Annotated in this window: 15 protein-coding genes; 4 read left to right on the top strand and 11 right to left on the bottom strand. The window is 62.3% G+C overall.

Annotated features, from left to right (window positions below):
* Positions 1-422: 422 nt before the first annotated feature.
* From WHT83_RS02725 to WHT83_RS02700, 6 genes are all read right to left on the bottom strand, one after another.
* Entirely contained in the window at positions 423-1,385 is a 963-nt protein-coding gene (locus WHT83_RS02725; protein WP_406872898.1) for an ABC transporter ATP-binding protein, read from the bottom strand.
* Positions 1,382-2,581 carry an amidohydrolase family protein gene (locus tag WHT83_RS02720; RefSeq protein WP_406872897.1) on the bottom strand — a complete coding sequence of 400 codons (1,200 nt, stop codon included), beginning with the start codon at positions 2,579-2,581 and terminating at the stop codon, positions 1,382-1,384. Before WHT83_RS02720 ends, WHT83_RS02725 begins: the two co-directional genes overlap by 4 nt.
* Before the next feature lie 18 nt (positions 2,582-2,599).
* The gene (locus WHT83_RS02715) at positions 2,600-3,523 is read right to left on the bottom strand and encodes an ABC transporter permease (protein WP_183262792.1); all 924 of its coding nucleotides are present in this window, start codon (positions 3,521-3,523) and stop codon (positions 2,600-2,602) included.
* Complete coding sequence (locus WHT83_RS02710; protein ID WP_108606412.1) at positions 3,520-4,485, bottom strand: ABC transporter permease; 966 nt, start codon at positions 4,483-4,485, stop codon at positions 3,520-3,522. The genes WHT83_RS02715 and WHT83_RS02710 overlap by 4 nt, the downstream gene beginning before the upstream one ends.
* 57 nt (positions 4,486-4,542) lie before the next feature.
* Complete coding sequence (locus WHT83_RS02705) at positions 4,543-6,108, bottom strand: ABC transporter substrate-binding protein (RefSeq protein WP_406872896.1); 1,566 nt, start codon at positions 6,106-6,108, stop codon at positions 4,543-4,545.
* Between the two features lie 455 nt (positions 6,109-6,563).
* On the bottom strand, positions 6,564-7,577 hold the full coding sequence (locus tag WHT83_RS02700; protein WP_108609664.1) for an ABC transporter ATP-binding protein: 1,014 nt from the start codon (positions 7,575-7,577) through the stop codon (positions 6,564-6,566).
* Between the two features lie 117 nt (positions 7,578-7,694).
* On the opposite strand from WHT83_RS02700, the gene WHT83_RS02695 reads away from it, so the two are divergent.
* Positions 7,695-8,432: a GntR family transcriptional regulator gene (locus WHT83_RS02695; RefSeq protein ID WP_159091570.1), complete on the top strand. Its 738-nt coding sequence runs from the start codon at positions 7,695-7,697 to the stop codon at positions 8,430-8,432.
* On the opposite strand, the gene WHT83_RS02690 is transcribed toward WHT83_RS02695, so the two are convergent.
* From WHT83_RS02690 to WHT83_RS02670, 5 genes are all read right to left on the bottom strand, one after another.
* Positions 8,429-9,196, bottom strand: coding sequence for an aspartate/glutamate racemase family protein (locus WHT83_RS02690; RefSeq protein ID WP_183262791.1), 768 nt, complete (start codon positions 9,194-9,196; stop codon positions 8,429-8,431). The two genes, WHT83_RS02695 and WHT83_RS02690, sit on opposite strands and share 4 nt — an antisense overlap.
* An 861-nt stretch (positions 9,197-10,057) precedes the next feature.
* On the bottom strand, positions 10,058-10,246 hold the full coding sequence (locus WHT83_RS02685; protein WP_406872895.1) for a hypothetical protein: 189 nt from the start codon (positions 10,244-10,246) through the stop codon (positions 10,058-10,060).
* A 69-nt stretch (positions 10,247-10,315) separates the two neighbouring features.
* Complete coding sequence (locus WHT83_RS02680; protein WP_108606417.1) at positions 10,316-10,708, bottom strand: hypothetical protein; 393 nt, start codon at positions 10,706-10,708, stop codon at positions 10,316-10,318.
* 69 nt (positions 10,709-10,777) lie between these two features.
* Positions 10,778-12,406, bottom strand: a complete 1,629-nt coding sequence (gene groL, locus WHT83_RS02675; protein WP_406872894.1) for a chaperonin GroEL — start codon at positions 12,404-12,406, stop codon at positions 10,778-10,780.
* A gap of 38 nt (positions 12,407-12,444) precedes the next feature.
* The gene (locus WHT83_RS02670) at positions 12,445-12,759 is read right to left on the bottom strand and encodes a co-chaperone GroES (protein ID WP_108606419.1); all 315 of its coding nucleotides are present in this window, start codon (positions 12,757-12,759) and stop codon (positions 12,445-12,447) included.
* Between the two features lie 554 nt (positions 12,760-13,313).
* On the opposite strand from WHT83_RS02670, the gene WHT83_RS02665 reads away from it, so the two are divergent.
* Genes WHT83_RS02665 through WHT83_RS02655 form a run of 3 tightly spaced genes read left to right on the top strand, consistent with a single transcriptional unit; the run spans position 13,314 to position 15,304 of the window.
* Positions 13,314-13,628: a hypothetical protein gene (locus WHT83_RS02665; RefSeq protein WP_108606420.1), complete on the top strand. Its 315-nt coding sequence runs from the start codon at positions 13,314-13,316 to the stop codon at positions 13,626-13,628.
* Positions 13,625-13,900: a DUF1488 domain-containing protein gene (locus WHT83_RS02660; protein ID WP_108606421.1), complete on the top strand. Its 276-nt coding sequence runs from the start codon at positions 13,625-13,627 to the stop codon at positions 13,898-13,900. Before WHT83_RS02665 ends, WHT83_RS02660 begins: the two co-directional genes overlap by 4 nt.
* A gap of 18 nt (positions 13,901-13,918) precedes the next feature.
* Entirely contained in the window at positions 13,919-15,304 is a 1,386-nt protein-coding gene (locus WHT83_RS02655) for a glucoamylase family protein (RefSeq protein ID WP_406872893.1), read from the top strand.
* Positions 15,305-15,338 lie beyond the last annotated feature (34 nt).

The raw sequence follows: 15,338 nt of genomic DNA, 5'->3' as shown, positions 1-15,338 counted from the left end.
AAGAAGCGAAGTGCATTAGCCCGAAGATCTGAAAGCGTGGGTTCTCGGGGCCGTTCAGTCTGTTTCTGTTATCCAAGAGTTGCACTTATTGGATACATAATCAACATGTTTTTGATACAAGATTGTACACAAATCAATCACCGAACCGGTGCAGGAAAACAGGGGCGGACATCGGCCAATACGGCACCTTCTGTCACAGGTCGTAGCTAGGCGAAGTCGTTGAAGGAGGTGCAAAGCCTGGGCAATCGCGCGACCCGCATGGTCGCTGTCCTGCGCGCCTCAGTCGCTGAGGCGCGGATCTATAGGTCGAGGTGAAGGCAACCGCCGCCGCGCCTTAGGCGGGCATAGTCCAGGCTGGTCAGTTCCGAATGCCAAGTCGTACCAAGTGATCCAAGCTTGGCCGCGCTTCCGTGGCGCCGGTCTTATTCCTCTGCGGCGTGGCAGGCGACGTTGGCGCCGCTGGCCGAGCGTTTCAGTTCGGGCCGTTCCCTGCTGCAGATATCCATCGCCAGCGGGCAGCGCGGATGGAAGGTGCAGCCGGTCGGCGGATTGAGCGGGCTCGGGATATCGCCACCCAATGGCGCGCGATCGCGCTTCGGTGCTTCGAGGTCGGGGACGGTTTCGAGCAGCAGCCTGGTGTAGGGATGCTGCGGACTATCGAGGATGATTTCGCTCGGGCCCTCCTCGACGAGACGGCCGAGATACATCACGCCGATGCGGTCTGTGAGAAAACGCACGACCGAAAGATTATGGCTGATGAACAGGTAGGTTAGCCCCAGCCTCTGCTGCAAATCCTTGAGCAGGTTGAGCACTTGTGCCTGCACCGACACGTCGAGCGCCGAGGTCGGCTCATCGAGCAGCAGCAACTCGGCTTCGGCGGCAAGCGCGCGGGCGATCGAGATGCGCTGGCGCTGGCCGCCGGAGAATTCGTGCGGGTATTTGTCGGCGTCGTTGGGTGCGAGGCCGACGGTGACCAGCAACTCGCCAATGCGCTTGCGGCGCTCGGCGCGGTCGAGCTTTTGCGCCATCGGCTCGGCGATGCTCTGGCCGATGCGCCAACGCGGGTTGAGGCTGCCGACGGGATCCTGGAACACCATCTGCAGGCGGACACGCCCGCCGCCCGCCTTGCGTATGTCGACCGACCCGCGGGTGGGCTTTTCCAAGCCGGCGACGAGGCGCGCCACTGTCGACTTGCCGCAGCCGGACTCGCCAACCAGCGAGAAGGTCGTGCCGGGACTGATCGCGAAGCTGACGCCATCGACAGCTTTTACGCTGCGCCGTGGCGCACGTGTCACCAGCCGCTGCAGGAAGGGCGCCGAGACGTCGAAGGTGCGGCCAAGATTGGCAACCTTGAGCAGGGGTTGTTCGGTGACGATTGCGTTCATGACCCGGCACCATCGATCCACTTGCCGTCCTTTGCGACGACGAGGCCGCGCTTGACGACAAGTGCGCGCTTCGGCCGGTCGACGACGATCTGGGCGAGGTTCTCGCCCTCGATCAGCACCAGGGAGCCATCGCAACCAACCTCCAGCCCGTGGCCGTCGAGATCGAGCAGGTCGGCGCCGCGCTTGGTGCCCATGTCAAGGGCCGCGGTGAGCTCGGCATCTGTGCGGCAGTTGCTGCGCCAGGACAGCAGCCAGCAGCGTTCGAGCATGTCGCCATTGCCGTGGGGGTTCCAGGTGTCGCGCAGCGAGTCGGAGGCCACGGCACAACGGACGCCATATTCGGCGAGCTCGAACATCGGCGGGAAGGGGATGTCGCCGGGGACCGCCGAGATGATGCCGATGCCGGCCTCGGCAAGCAGGTCCATCATGCGGGCGAGGTCGTCTCGGGATGCCGTACCGAGGCAGAAGGCATGGCTGACGATGACCTTGTCCTGCATGCCAAGCGCCTTGGCGCGCTCGGCGATCAGGCCCAGTTCGTAAAGCCCGAGCTCGCCGCGCTCGTGCAGATGAATGTCGATCTTGGCCTGCTTGCGATGGGCGATGCCGAAAATGGTGTCGAGGTGACCCTTGGCGTCGCCATCGACGCTGGCGGGATCGATGCCGCCGATGATCGAAGCACCTTCGTCGAGGGCAGCTTCCATCAGCTCGGCTGTGCCGGGTTCGATCAGCATGCCGAGCTGGGGAAAGGCGACGATCTCGAGGTCGACGGCGTGCTTGGTCTTCTCCCAGGCCGCAAGCACGCCATGAAGATTGTCGAGCCCGTACTCCGGCGAGATGTCGACATGGCTGCGGATATGGGTCGAGCCGTTGGCGACGCATTGGCGCATCAGATTGCCGGCGCGCTCGGCGACCGACCAGGGCAGGGTACGGCGGATCTCGACCTCGTTGTCGATCATTGCCCTGAGCAGATCCGGCACGTTGATGCCGTGCCAGGGCAGGCCCCACAGGATCTTGTCGAGATGGACATGCGCCTCGACGAAAGGTGCGATGGCGATCGCGCCGTTGCCGTCGACGACCTTGAAGTCATCGCGCGGCCTGATGTCGGTGCCGATGGCCGCAATGCGGCCGTTCTCGATCAGGATGCTGGCTGGGGCACCGGCGTCGGGACGAACATTGGTGAGCAGAAGATCGTTCATGATGCAGGTTCCGTGGTCTCAGCGGAGGCGGGGGTTGAGGACGTCGCGCAGCCAGTCGCCGACGATATTGACGGCCAGCACCAGCAGCACAAGTGCTGCACCGGGGAACAGCGAGATCCACCACTCGCCCGACAGGAGCAGATCGTTGCCGGCGCGGATCAGGGTTCCCAACGAGGGCTGCGACGGCGGCATGCCGAGGCCGAGGAAGGACAGGATCGCTTCGGTGAGGATGGCGACGCCGAGGCCCAGCGTGGCGAGTACCAGCACCGGGCCGATGGTGTTGGGCAGGATGTGGGCAAGCAGGATGCGGAACCCGCCGACCTCGCTGATGCGGGCCGCAGCGACATAGTCCTTGCGGCGCTCGATCATGGTGGCGGCGCGCACGGTGCGGGCGAACTGCACCCAGTCGGCGACGCCGATCGCCAGGATGACGACGTAGAAGCGCATTTCCTCGCGCATGCCGATCGGCATGACGATCTTGGCGACGCCGTCGATGAAGAAGGCGATCATGATCGTGGGGAAGCTCAACTGGATGTCGCCGAGCCGCATGATGACGGCGTCGACCCAGCCGCCGAGGTAGCCGGCGATCAGGCCGAGCGCGACGCCGATGGTCATCGAGAAGGCGACGGCGGCGATGCCGACAAGGATCGACACGCGCATGCCGTAGAAGATGGTGGAAAGGATGTCGCGACCCTGCTCGTCGGTGCCGAGCAGATAGGTTGAGGAGCCGCCGTCGATCCACACCGGCGGCAGGCGCGCGTCCATGATGTTGAGCGTTGCCGGGTCGAACGGATTGTGCGGGGCGATCAGGTTGGCGGCGGCGGCGCAGAAGACCAGCACCACCAGCACGACCGTGGCGAAGATGACCGGCGGCGAGGTCCTGAATCGCCAGGCCAGCTCGCTGTTGCCGATTGCTTTCAGTCTGAGGACAAGCTGGCTCATTTTGCACGCAACCTTGGATCGACGGCGAGATAGATCAGATCAACGATCAGGTTGATCGTGACGAAGCTGAATCCGACGAAGGCGAGATAGGCCGCCATGACAGGGAAGTCGGCGAATTCGATCGCCTGGAGAATGAGCATGCCCATGCCGGGCCACTGGAACACCGCCTCGACGACGATGGCGAAGGCGATCAGCGAGCCGATCTGCAGGCCGGTGATGGTGATGACCGGCAACAGGCTGTTGCGAAGGGCATGCGTCAGATAGACGGCGCGGTCGGAGAGGCCGCGGGCCCGGGCGAACTTGACGAAATCCGTCCGCACCACCTCCAGCATCTCGCCGCGCACCAGCCGCATGATCATCGACACCTGGAACACGGCAAGCGTGATGGTCGGCATGATCAATGCCTTGACGCCTGATGTTGTGAGCAGGCCGGTCGACCACCAGCCCAGCGTGACGACGTCGCCGCGGCCGAAGGCCGACAGCCAGCGCAGCTCGACGGAGAAGACCAGGATCAGCAGCATGCCGATCAGGAACTGCGGCATCGAGATGCCGAGCAGCGAACCGAACTGCAGTGTGCGGCTAAGCAAGCCGCGAGGCTTGAGCGCGGTGTAGACACCCATCGGAATGCCAGCGGCAAGCGCGATGACGGTGGCGCACAGGACGAGCTCCAGCGTCGCCGGCAGGCGGGCGAGGATCAGGTCGACCACCGGTTGGCGGTTGCGGTAGGAGACGCCGAAATCACCGACCACGGCGCGTTCGACGAAGCGCCAGAACTGGACGAATGTCGACTGATCGAGGCCCAGGGCGACACGCAACTCCTCGCGCTGGGCAAGCGTGGCGTTGACGCCGAGGATGTTGTTCACCGGGTCGCCAAGGAAGTTGAAGATCGAGAACGAAAGCGCTGATACCACCAGCATCACGAGGATGACGCTGGTCAGTCGCGTGGCGAGCAAGGAAATCATCTCAGCCTCTGAAATAGAGGGAGGCCGGGCGCCGGGCGCCCAGCCTCCGATCAATCGTCAGTCCATCGTGTAGTACCAGAACCGCGTATACTCGTCGGCCGGCACGATGGCATGGACCTTGTCGGTCATGCCCCAGGTCAGGAACTGCTGGTGCAGCATGATCTTGCCGACCTCGTCGCGATGCAGCTTCATGACTTCCGAGATCATCTCCTGGCGCTTTTCGGCATTGTATTCCGTGCCGATCTGCGGGATCAGTTCATCGACCCGGGCGTTCGAATAGCCCTTCGGGTTCCAGGCGCCGAGGTCGCCGGTGGGCGTATGGAAGGTCGCCGAGATGATGTTGTAGGCGTCGAGCGTCGGCAGGCCGGCCCAGCCGAGCATGTAGAAGGAATATTTGCCGGCCGGCAGTTCGGTGTCGAACTGCACGGGCGGATGCATCGTCAGCTGCGCCTTGATGCCGACCTTGGCAAGCATGCCGACCGTTGCCTGGCAGATCTGCTCGTCATTGATGAATGAACCGGCCGGGCAATCCATCGGCAAGGTGAAGCCATCGGCGTAACCAGCCTCCTTGAGCAGTGCCTTCGAAGCCTCGATATCGTAGGGGAAGCGGACGTCGAGGCTGGCGTCGTAGAACGGCAGTTCCGGCGCCATCATGATCGCCGACGGACGGCTGTTGTCGCGCATGATCGAACGCTTGATGCCCTCGACGTCGATGGCCTGATAGATCGCCTTGCGGACGCGCACGTCGGCGAGCGGATTGGAATCCAGGCCAGGCAGGGTCTTCGACTGCTGGTCCATACCGTAGAAGATGTTGCGCAGATGCGGCGCGCGCATCACCTGCATGCCGGCCGTGGCCTCGATGCGCGCGACGTCCTGGGGCGGGGCGTTACGGATGAAGTCGACCTCACCCGAAAGCAGGGCTGCGACGCGCGTCGCATTGTTGGTGATCGGCGTGTAGACGATCTCGTCGATGTTGTGCTCGCGCTTGTCCCACCATTTTTCGTTGGCGGCAAAGACGGTCCTCACGTCGGGCTCGCGGCTGGCCACCTTGAACGGCCCGGTGCCGACGCCTTGCGTGATCATCGCGCCGCCGGTGTTGGTCGACAGGTCGAGCGGCTTCTGGGCGCCGATCGATTCCTGGAATTCCTTGTCGAGGATGTACCAGCCGGCAAAGTCGTTGAGCAGCAATGCGTATTTGCGCTTCAGCGTCATGTCGACCGTGTGGTCGTCGACCTTGACCACCTCGGCGATGGGCTCGAGCAGGCCGGCGAAGGGCGAGCCGGGCGACCCGGCGCGCTCGAAGGAGAAGATCACGTCGTCTGCGGTGAACGGGTTGCCGTTGTGGAATTCAACGCCCTTGCGCAGATGGAAGCGCCATTTGGTGTCGGACAGGGTCTCCCAGCTTTCGGCCAGGGCCGGCTCGATCTTCAGTTCCTTGTTCCAGCGGACGAGGCCCTCATAGACATTGCCGATCAGGCTGAGGGTGAAATCCTCGCGCGCCGCGTGAGGGTCCATCGAGCTGATTTCCTGCGATTCGGCGAACCGCAGCGTCTTGGCGTCAGCCGCGTTGACGGCCAGGCCGGCGCACGAGGCGAGAAGTAGCAGTTTCAGGTAGTTTTTCATCGGCTGTTCCCACGCAGTTCTTGTTTGTTGGATTCTTGAATCGTTCACATGCCGGCTGGCCGAGGGACGAGGCGTCGGGCGTGCCGAAAGGCACCGCATCCATCGGGGGCTTGAGGTGGTTCAACAGCGCTGCGTGGCCGGCGTGACAAAATCGAAGTCGCGATCCTCTCATCCCCCGAGGGTCGGGGAATGCCCATTTCGATCCGTTCTGATCTCGAGCACTTGTCACTGGAACCCAGCCTGTTGAGAGCCGACAGGAGGGATGATTTCACATCGAATACGCTTCGTCTACAGCCTTGTATTCGCAACTGTGCACCAATTGTATACATGATGTGCCTGAGAAATAGGCAAGCTGAGAAGCGCGCGGCGTCCAGCGGAATGCGGGGCCGCTCGTCGAGCGATGTTCCAGGTCTTCGGACCAGCGCTGCCTTGGGCTGGCAATGCGCCTGTCTCAGTCAGAGTTGCGTGCCACCCTGGTGGATGAAACAGGCAGCGGATGTGCCGCCGGCGTCGGCCAGACGCGGAAGCTCCGTCCGGCAACGCGTGCCGGCCTTGGGGCAGCGCGGATTGAAGGCGCAGCCGTCGGGCCAACTGCCAAGGCGCGGCATCGAGCCGTCGATCTGGGCGAGGCGCTCTGCCTTGCGGTTGAGCGAGGGGATCGAGGCCATCAGCCCCGCCGTGTAGGGGTGACGCGGCCGGTGAATGACCTCGTCGACCGGCCCGATCTCGACGACGCGACCGGCATACATCACCGCCACCCGATCGGCGGTCTCGGCGATGACGCCCATATCGTGGGTGACCAGCATGATCGCCGTGCCGCGCGTTGCCGCGAGCCGCTTGAGAAGCCCGATGATCTGGGCCTGAACCGAGACGTCGAGGGCCGTGGTCGGCTCGTCGGCGATGATCAGTTCCGGCTCGCCGGCGAGCGCCAATGCGATGACGATGCGCTGGCGCATGCCGCCGGAGAACTGGTGCGGATACTGGCTGAAGCGGTTTTCCGGATCGGCGATGCCGACTTCGCGCAAGAGTTGCAGCGCTTTCGCGCGTGCTGTTTCAGCATTGCCGGGATGATGCGCGCGGATGGTTTCGGTGAGCTGGCGGCCGACCGTGAAAAGTGGATCGAGGCTGGTCAGAGGGTCCTGGAAGATCGCGCCGATGTGGCGGCCGCGCAGCTTGCGCTGTTCGGCCTGCGGCAGGTCGTCGATGCGCTGGCCGGAGAGATGAACAGAACCGCCCGATATGCGGCCGGGCGGTTGCAGCAGGCCGATCAGGGCGCTTCCGGTCAGCGATTTGCCGGCGCCGGATTCGCCAACGACGCCCAGAATCTCACCCTTGCCGATGCTGAACGAAACGTCGTCGACGGCGACAAGCGAGCGCTGGCGCAAGGGGAATTCAATGCGTAGATTGTGTACATCCAGAACGGACGGGATCTGCGGCACAGCGCCGGTTTCGACAGTGTGTCCATGCATCATTGCACCGCCTTTGCTTGAGGGATTGTGCTGGCGGAAAAGGCATGTTCCAAGCGGGCATCGTACGGGATAGAATACATCCTAGTCCTCCCTATGCCGTTTCATCAGGATCGTGACATGTTACGCGAGCCCCGCGCCTTGAAATCCGCCGCCCCGCCGAGCCCCGACAAGACCAAGAAGCGCGGCGGCCCGACCGACGAACACATCCACGGCGAAATCTATTCGGCGATCATCAATCACCAGATCAGGCCGGCGACGCCGTTGCAGGAGGACGCGCTGGCGACCGCCTTCGGCGTCAGCCGCACCATCATCCGCAAGGTTCTGCAGCGGCTGTCGCACGAGAAGCTCGTCGACCTGATCCCCAACAAGGGCGCCTTCGTTTCCAAGCCCTCGATCGAGGAAGCGCGGCAGGTGTTCGAGGCACGGCGCGGGGTCGAATGCATCCTCACCGAAAAGCTCGCCTCGACGATCACCAGGGAAGACGTCGATCGGCTGACGGCCATGGTGAGCGCCGAGGCGGAGGCAGTCGAGCAAGACAGCAAACAAAGGCGGCTGCAGCTCTCCGGGGATTTTCATCGTGAACTCGCCTCGCTTGCTGGTAACGAGGTGCTGCGCGACTTCGTCCACGAACTGGTGTCGCGGACGTCGCTGATCATCGCCCTGTACGAATCACCGGGCGCGGTGCCGTGTTCGTACAGCGAGCACAAGGAGATCGTGGACGCGCTGAAGCGGCGGGACGGCAAGAAAGCTGCGCAGTACATGGACCACCACCTCCGTCATATCGAGGCTCAGATCGACCTTGCCGATCACCCCGTGCGCGTCGACTTCAAGACGCTGTTCAAACCCCTAAGCTAACTGACTTTTCGTGCCGTCAACCTGTCGGCAAGCCGGGTGTCGGGCGCATAGCCGGCGAGCTTGCCGCGATAGGTCTTGGGCAGAGGATAGGCGAGGTCGCCGCGCTTCGATGTCTTCAGGCCCATGCCGACGATCGCCTCGGCAAACTTGACTGCAGCGACCACGCCGTCGATCACAGGCACCTGCAACCTGTCCTCGAGGAATTTCGCGAGATCAGCCATGCCGGCGCAACCCAGAACGATGGCTTCCGAGCGGTCCTCGGAGAGCGCCCTTTCGCATTCGGCGAGAATGATCGCGCGGGCGTTCGATTCCGGCTTTTCCAGTTCGAGCACCGGCACATCGGTGGCGCGTACCCGGCGGCAATGGTTCTGCATGCCGTAGTTGCGCACGAGGTGCTCGGCGATGATGCGCGTGCGCTCAAGTGTCGTCACCACCGAAAACCCGGTGGCAACGAAGGTCGCGGCATGCATCGCCGCCTCGGCGATTCCGAACACCGGCGCCCCGGTGAGCTCGCGCGCCGCAAGCAGGCCCGGATCGCCGAAGCAGGCGACGACATAGGCGTCGGCGGCGGGTCCATCCATGATCTCGTCGACGAGGCCGATGATGCTCATCGCTTCGTCGTAATGACCCTCGATCGAAGCAGCACCGGATCGCGACGTCACCGCCAGGATTTCAGTCCCCGGTGCCGCCACCGCCCGCGCCGCGTCGCCGATGAGATCGGTCATCGACTGGGTCGTGTTCGGATTGATGAGCTTGATCCTCATGCGATCCTCTGAGCCGGTGGGCTCGCGGAAGTACGGGCCAATCCCGAGCCTTCCAAATTGTATACTATCAGATATTCGTATTGGATATAATTTGTGGTTGTCAACACGGCTTTTGACGAAATCCGGCGACCGTTGCAGCGGATGGGCCGCAGTTCGGCGCGATCCGGCGGAGTGGGCGCGTTCCTGCCGACCGCAATGTGGTGGATAACTACAAGCTTTTGATAGGTTTATTGCTTTTGGAGAGACCGCCAAGGACTTGGCTGGGATCGGGAGGCGAGTCTCCCAAAGAATCTCATTTGCCAGCGGTGTGATCAGGCTATTGTATACATATCAGCCTGGCCGGAAAACGTCGTTTGCCACGCAACGCTGCTTTTGAGACATGACGGGAGAGAATGACGTCGGATCGACGCGTCGCATGGCGGTGCGATCTCATGCCGGATGCCAGGCTCCGGATACTGCCCGGCCTGAGGGGCATTCCGTCCTGCTGGAGGCGTCGGACCTGGTCGGCGAAATCATCAGGTAGCTCCTGAACGAAGTTCCGGAGGAGGTCTAGCATGGACCAGACCCGTTATGAGTGAGGGCTCAAGATGCGCCGCGCGGTGCTCGGCGTCGAACATGTCGACAGCTGAGGAAATTGGCCGCGACCGTCTGAACGGGTCCAGCCACGTAACCAGCGCGGAATAGGGATGGTCGTGCGGGCAACTCAATTCAAATCAAACAATTTGCGCTATTTTCGATTCCGATCTTAGCGCCGTGATGCAGGACCGCGAGCAAGCGATTCAGATTGCTGAACCGCCGCTCGACAGCCTCTCCGAGATGGTCTCGGCCCCGCTTTCCCGAAGCTACCTAAACAAGGGCCCGTCAGAGAAGCCGATTGTCCTCGGCGGCCTCTCGGGCGCGGCGGCGTGTGCTCTCTGCATCAGATTTCCGGCGCCTCTCCGCCGCAGCATTTCGAATCTGTTCGAAGCGGTTGTCCGCGTCTATTGCAGGAGATGGCTTCCGTTCGACCTTTGGCGGCAGCAGTTCGCCCTTCTTGACAAAAGAGATCATGCGTCACGCTCCTTGCTCTTACGGATTGAGGGAACGGCGAACACCGAGGCGATCGTTGTGGCCTTTGGTTCAGGCCCCGAGTGCCGTGGCACAGCCGACCGAAGCGCGACGGTCAGGAGACGTCTCTCCGGGCATTGTCGCCCAGCCGCCCGTCTCGACAAACTTCTGCCTGTCGTAGCCGGCTGTCTTTGCCTTCAGTTCGGTCAACTTTGCCGCGGCATCGGGTGCTGCATTGAACCTCTCGACGCAGATGGTCGAGGCGAGCTGACCGCGCGCCACATCGCCGGCCGTCAGCGCAAGCTCCTGCGAAGTGCCGCCGGTAACCCAGCCGCCCCAGCTGAAGCCGACGATCATGGTGGCGACGGCCGTGCCGACGCATGTCCAGACAAGCGTCGATTTGGTCGGCTGGTAGTTCTCCCATCGTGCCGCAATGGACTGCTTCTGGTTGGTCTGCATAGCCATGGAATGCTCCTTGTTGAGAGTGAGGTAGTGGCCGCCCGGCCGCACGGCGACCGGTGTTTCAGGCGTAGCCTAGTAACCCATGCCGCCCATGCCGCCGGCGGCTGCAGGCGCGTCCTTTGCCGGAATGTCGGCGATCATCGCTTCGGCGGTGATCAGCAGGGCTGCGATCGAGCCCGCATCCTGCAATGCCGTTCGCACGACTTTGGCCGGGTCGACGATGCCAGCCTTGATCATGTCGACATAGTCTTCCGTCTGCGCGTTGAAACCCTGGGTGGCCTCCTTGCTTTCCATCAGCTTGCCAACGACGACGGAGCCCTCGACGCCAGCGTTCTCGGCGATCTGCCGGATCGGCGCCTCAAGCGCCTTCAGCACGATCGATATGCCCGCGGTCACGTCGGCATTGGCGCCGGTAAGTGTCGCCAGTGCCGCCTTGGCGCGCAGCAGCGCCACGCCGCCGCCGGCAACGATGCCTTCCTCCACGGCAGCGCGTGTGGCGTTCAGCGCATCGTCGATGCGATCCTTCTTTTCCTTGACCTCGGTCTCGGTCGCACCGCCGACGCGGATGACCGCGACGCCGCCGGCGAGCTTGGCCAGGCGTTCCTGCAGCTTTTCCTTGTCGTAATCGGAGGTGGTTTCCTCGATCTGCATCTTCAGCTGCGCGATACGGGCGGCAATGCCGGCCTTGTCGCCGGCGCCGTCGATGATCGTGGTCGTGTCCTTGTCGATCAGCACGCGCTTGGCCCGGCCAAGCATGTCGATGGTGACGTTCTCGATCTTGATGCCGAGATCCTCCGAGATCATCTGGCCGGCGCACAGAACCGCGATATCTTCCAGCATCGCCTTGCGGCGATCACCGAAGCCCGGAGCCTTGACGGCGGCGACCTTCAGGCCGCCGCGCAGCTTGTTGACGACCAGTGTCGCCAGCGCCTCGCCTTCGACATCCTCGGAAATGATCAGCAGCGGCTTGCCGCTCTGGACCACGGCTTCGAGGATCGGCAGGATGGCCTGCAGATTGCCGAGCTTCTTTTCGTGGATGAGGATGTAGGGGTCTTCCAGTTCGGCACGCATCTTGTCGGCATTGGTGACGAAATAGGGGCTGAGGTAGCCACGGTCGAACTGCATGCCCTCGACGACGTCGAGTTCGGTCTCGGCGGTCTTGGCTTCCTCGACGGTGATGACGCCCTCGTTGCCGACCTTGTCCATCGCCTTGGCGATCATCGCGCCGACGGTGGCGTCGCCATTGGCGGCGATGGTCCCGACCTGGGCGATCTCGTCCGACGACTTGACCTTCTTGGCGCGAGCCTGGATGTCCTTGACCACGGCAGCCACGGCAAGGTCGATGCCGCGCTTGAGATCCATGGGGTTCATGCCGGCGGCTACCAGCTTGGCGCCTTCGCGCAGGATGGACGCGGCGAGCACCGTTGCTGTCGTTGTGCCATCGCCGGCGAGATCGTTGGTCTTCGAGGCCACTTCGCGCACCATCTGCGCGCCCATGTTCTCGAACTTGTCGGAAAGCTCGATCTCCTTGGCGACGGTGACGCCGTCCTTGGTGATACGCGGCGCACCAAAGGCGCGGTCGATGATGACATTGCGGCCTTTCGGGCCGAGCGTCACCTTGACGGCGTTGTTGAGCAGTTCGACGCCGCGCAACATGCGGTCGCGGGCATCGGTCGAGAATTTGATTTCCTTGGCAGACATGATTTTTCGTCCAGTTCGTTCTTGAGGCCGCAGCCGGTTCAGGCGGCCTTCTTGGCCGCTTCGCTTGTGTCGACGATGCCCATGATGTCGGCCTCCTTCATGATCAGGAGATCGGTGCCGTCGATCTTGACCTCGGTGCCCGACCATTTGCCGAACAGCACCGTGTCGCCGGTCTTGACGTCGAGCGGGATCAGCTTGCCGCCGTCGTCGCGTGGGCCGGGGCCGACGGCTATGACTTCGCCTTGCTGGGGTTTTTCCTTGGCATTGTCGGGAATGATGATGCCGCCTTTGGATTTGATATCGCCTTCGGCGCGTCGAATAACGACGCGATCGTGAAGCGGCCGGAATTTCATGAGATTCTTTCTGCGGCCGGCGCATAGGGCGACCACCGCACATATATAGCGCCCTTGGCACTCGAATGATAGGAGTGCCAAAAATAATTCCAGATTGGCCCGAAATTTCGGGATAATATTGATCGGATTTTTTAGTATAATCTGGATGCTTTTTTAAAATAGAAAGATCCATTCTGTTTTTTGATGTTTAAAACTAGCACCAAAAGATTTATTTAAGAATTATAATTTCCGGATGTATCCTTGATAAATATCATAAATCGGCGTATATATGGATTTCGTTGATTTGGCCGACTTGGCTTTTCGCGGTGTCAGAGACCTTCGACCCGCCATTCACCACCGAATTTTCGATAGCGAATACAGGACGCCGATCCGGCGCGCCTGTCGCTCGGTTCGAATCCTGGAATGAAACCTGACGCTGACCACGGATGTACTGGCAGCATCGGTGTCATTCCGGTTCGGACCGGAACGTTGCGGTATCCCCGGCCCCGGTGAAGGCATCATGGCCAGTCCGGGGCTATCGATACCGACGCACTCCATGAAGGAAGGTCACGACCATGAATGACCGCATCAACCAAAGCCAACGCAGACGCGATGCGGCCGCGATCGCCATCTGGGACAATGAAGGCGGGGCGCCGTGCTCCATCGAGCACCAGGTCGGGCGGCGCATCGAGGTGGATCGTTCGTGGACCGTCTACCATGTCTTCACCGGCATACCGGTACATGTCGACGGCCAGGCAATGACGGGCATGACCCGGTCGGACGCAACGAGCGGGATGATGTCGCTCAATCGTCGCAACGCCGGGCGCCGCAGGGAACGGATCAGGTTGGAGGCACTTGGACCTAACAGCACCACGGCAGGCAACTCATGACGCTCGCTTTTCTCAATCCGAGCCGCAGCTTCGACGAAGCCAAAAAAGCTGTCCGCTTCATCGGTCATGACGGCATGTTCGAAGTGCGTTTCTTCGTCGAAGCCGGCGCATTGGCGAAAGCAGGGGCCAGGGCAGGCAGGACGCAGCTGTCCGAATCAGAATGCCTGACGGCCTTCGACGCAGCGCGCAAATCAATCTACGATGTCGCACGCGAGGCCTATTCCCACGGTCGGCGCACCTACTATACCCTGACCGCCGCCGATTTCCGGTGAGGCCAATAGGCTGATCTGTTGCGGGCGGCCCTTGGCCCATGCGAGGCCGCGACGCGCGGCTGCCGACGCCTGGTTTCGTTAGGTGGGGTTCCTTTAAGTTTGCCAAGCCCACGCAGCTCCTTGCCTCGCATGCCCGACCTTGCGCCCGATCCGTCAATGCTTGCCGATGACGCATTGCTTGACCTCGTGCAGCGGCAGACCGTGCGCTATTTCTGGGAAGGCGGCCATCCCGTCAGCGGCCTTGCGCGGGATCGCCTGAAGACGACAGGCAACAAACCAAACGATCTCGTTGCGATCGGGGGCTCCGGCTTCGGCATCATGGCGATCATCGTCGCGGTCGAGCGCGGCTGGGTTGATCGCGTTGAAGCGCTGGGCCGCCTGCATCGCATGCTCGATTTGCTGGAGGGCTCGCCGCGCTACCACGGCATGTTCCCGCATTTCATCGACGGCCGCACCGGTGCCACCATTCCCTTCCGACGCAAGGACGACGGTGCTGACGTTGTCGAGACGACGTTTCTGTTCCAGGGATTGATTTGCGCCCGCGAATATCTCGACCGGAGCGCAGGCGGGGAACAGCGTTTTCGCGGACGTGTGAATGCGCTGCTGGCGCAGGCCGAATGGGACTGGTTTCAGCGGAAGGGCAAGCTCTATTGGCACTGGAGCCCGAAGCACGGATGGGCGATGAACAACCCGATCGAAGGCTGGAACGAGTGCCTGCTTGCTTTCGTGCTGGCGGCGGGATCGCAGCATCACGCAATCGATCCCGGCTGCTACCACAACGGTTTTGCGGCCGGACCAGCCTTTCATAACAGGCGGGAACATCACGGCATCGAATTGCCGCTCGGAACGGATTTTGGCGGCCCGCTGTTTTTCGCGCACTATTCCTTCTGCGGCCTCGATCCGCGAGCGCTGAGAGACCGCCATGCCGACTATTGGGAGCAGAACGTTCGCCACGCGCGGATCAATCATCGGCATTGCGTACTCAACCCCCATGGCCATCAAGGTTATGGTGCCGATTGCTGGGGACTGACCGCATCGCATGGCCCTACGGGCTATGTCGCGCATGCGCCGGATAGGGACATTGGCGTCATCACGCCGAGTGCCGCCCTGTCGAGCTTTCCCTACATGCCCGATCAGGCGATGTCCGCCTTGCGCGGTTTCCTGGCCAAGCCGGGTAAACGCATCTGGGGCCGCTTCGGTTTTGTCGACGCGTTCTGCGAGAACCGGAACTGGTACGCGCGAACCTGCCTCGCCATCAATCAGGGGCCGATTGTTGCGATGATCGAGAACTATCGGACTGGGCTTTTGTGGAAACTGTTCATGAGCGCACCGGAGGTTCGCCTGGGCTTGGCCAGGCTGGGCTTTACCAGGCCAAGCCCCGACCACGACGTTCACTCGGCCTGAGGAGCAAACCGACGAACTGTTGCAAGGAGCCCGA

The sequence above is a fragment of the Aminobacter sp. P9b genome, from assembly GCF_045345995.1.
GTDB lineage: Bacteria > Pseudomonadota > Alphaproteobacteria > Rhizobiales > Rhizobiaceae > Aminobacter > Aminobacter niigataensis.
The sequence above is the reverse complement of the archived record's forward strand: the minus strand, read 5'-3'. Positions and strand labels throughout refer to the sequence as shown.

Bases quoted from the DNA above. Each gene is read 5' to 3' on its own strand.
- WHT83_RS02725 (WP_406872898.1), bottom strand. From the start codon at position 1,385: ATGAACGCAATCGTCACCGAACAACCCCTGCTCAAGGTTGCCAATCTT.
- WHT83_RS02720 (WP_406872897.1), bottom strand. From the start codon at position 2,581: ATGAACGATCTTCTGCTCACCAATGTTCGTCCCGACGCCGGTGCCCCA.
- WHT83_RS02715 (WP_183262792.1), bottom strand. From the start codon at position 3,523: ATGAGCCAGCTTGTCCTCAGACTGAAAGCAATCGGCAACAGCGAGCTG.
- WHT83_RS02710 (WP_108606412.1), bottom strand. From the start codon at position 4,485: ATGATTTCCTTGCTCGCCACGCGACTGACCAGCGTCATCCTCGTGATG.
- WHT83_RS02705 (WP_406872896.1), bottom strand. From the start codon at position 6,108: ATGAAAAACTACCTGAAACTGCTACTTCTCGCCTCGTGCGCCGGCCTG.
- WHT83_RS02700 (WP_108609664.1), bottom strand. From the start codon at position 7,577: ATGCATGGACACACTGTCGAAACCGGCGCTGTGCCGCAGATCCCGTCC.
- WHT83_RS02695 (WP_159091570.1), top strand. From the start codon at position 7,695: ATGTTACGCGAGCCCCGCGCCTTGAAATCCGCCGCCCCGCCGAGCCCC.
- WHT83_RS02690 (WP_183262791.1), bottom strand. From the start codon at position 9,196: ATGAGGATCAAGCTCATCAATCCGAACACGACCCAGTCGATGACCGAT.
- WHT83_RS02685 (WP_406872895.1), bottom strand. From the start codon at position 10,246: ATGATCTCTTTTGTCAAGAAGGGCGAACTGCTGCCGCCAAAGGTCGAA.
- WHT83_RS02680 (WP_108606417.1), bottom strand. From the start codon at position 10,708: ATGGCTATGCAGACCAACCAGAAGCAGTCCATTGCGGCACGATGGGAG.
- groL (WP_406872894.1), bottom strand. From the start codon at position 12,406: ATGTCTGCCAAGGAAATCAAATTCTCGACCGATGCCCGCGACCGCATG.
- WHT83_RS02670 (WP_108606419.1), bottom strand. From the start codon at position 12,759: ATGAAATTCCGGCCGCTTCACGATCGCGTCGTTATTCGACGCGCCGAA.
- WHT83_RS02665 (WP_108606420.1), top strand. From the start codon at position 13,314: ATGAATGACCGCATCAACCAAAGCCAACGCAGACGCGATGCGGCCGCG.
- WHT83_RS02660 (WP_108606421.1), top strand. From the start codon at position 13,625: ATGACGCTCGCTTTTCTCAATCCGAGCCGCAGCTTCGACGAAGCCAAA.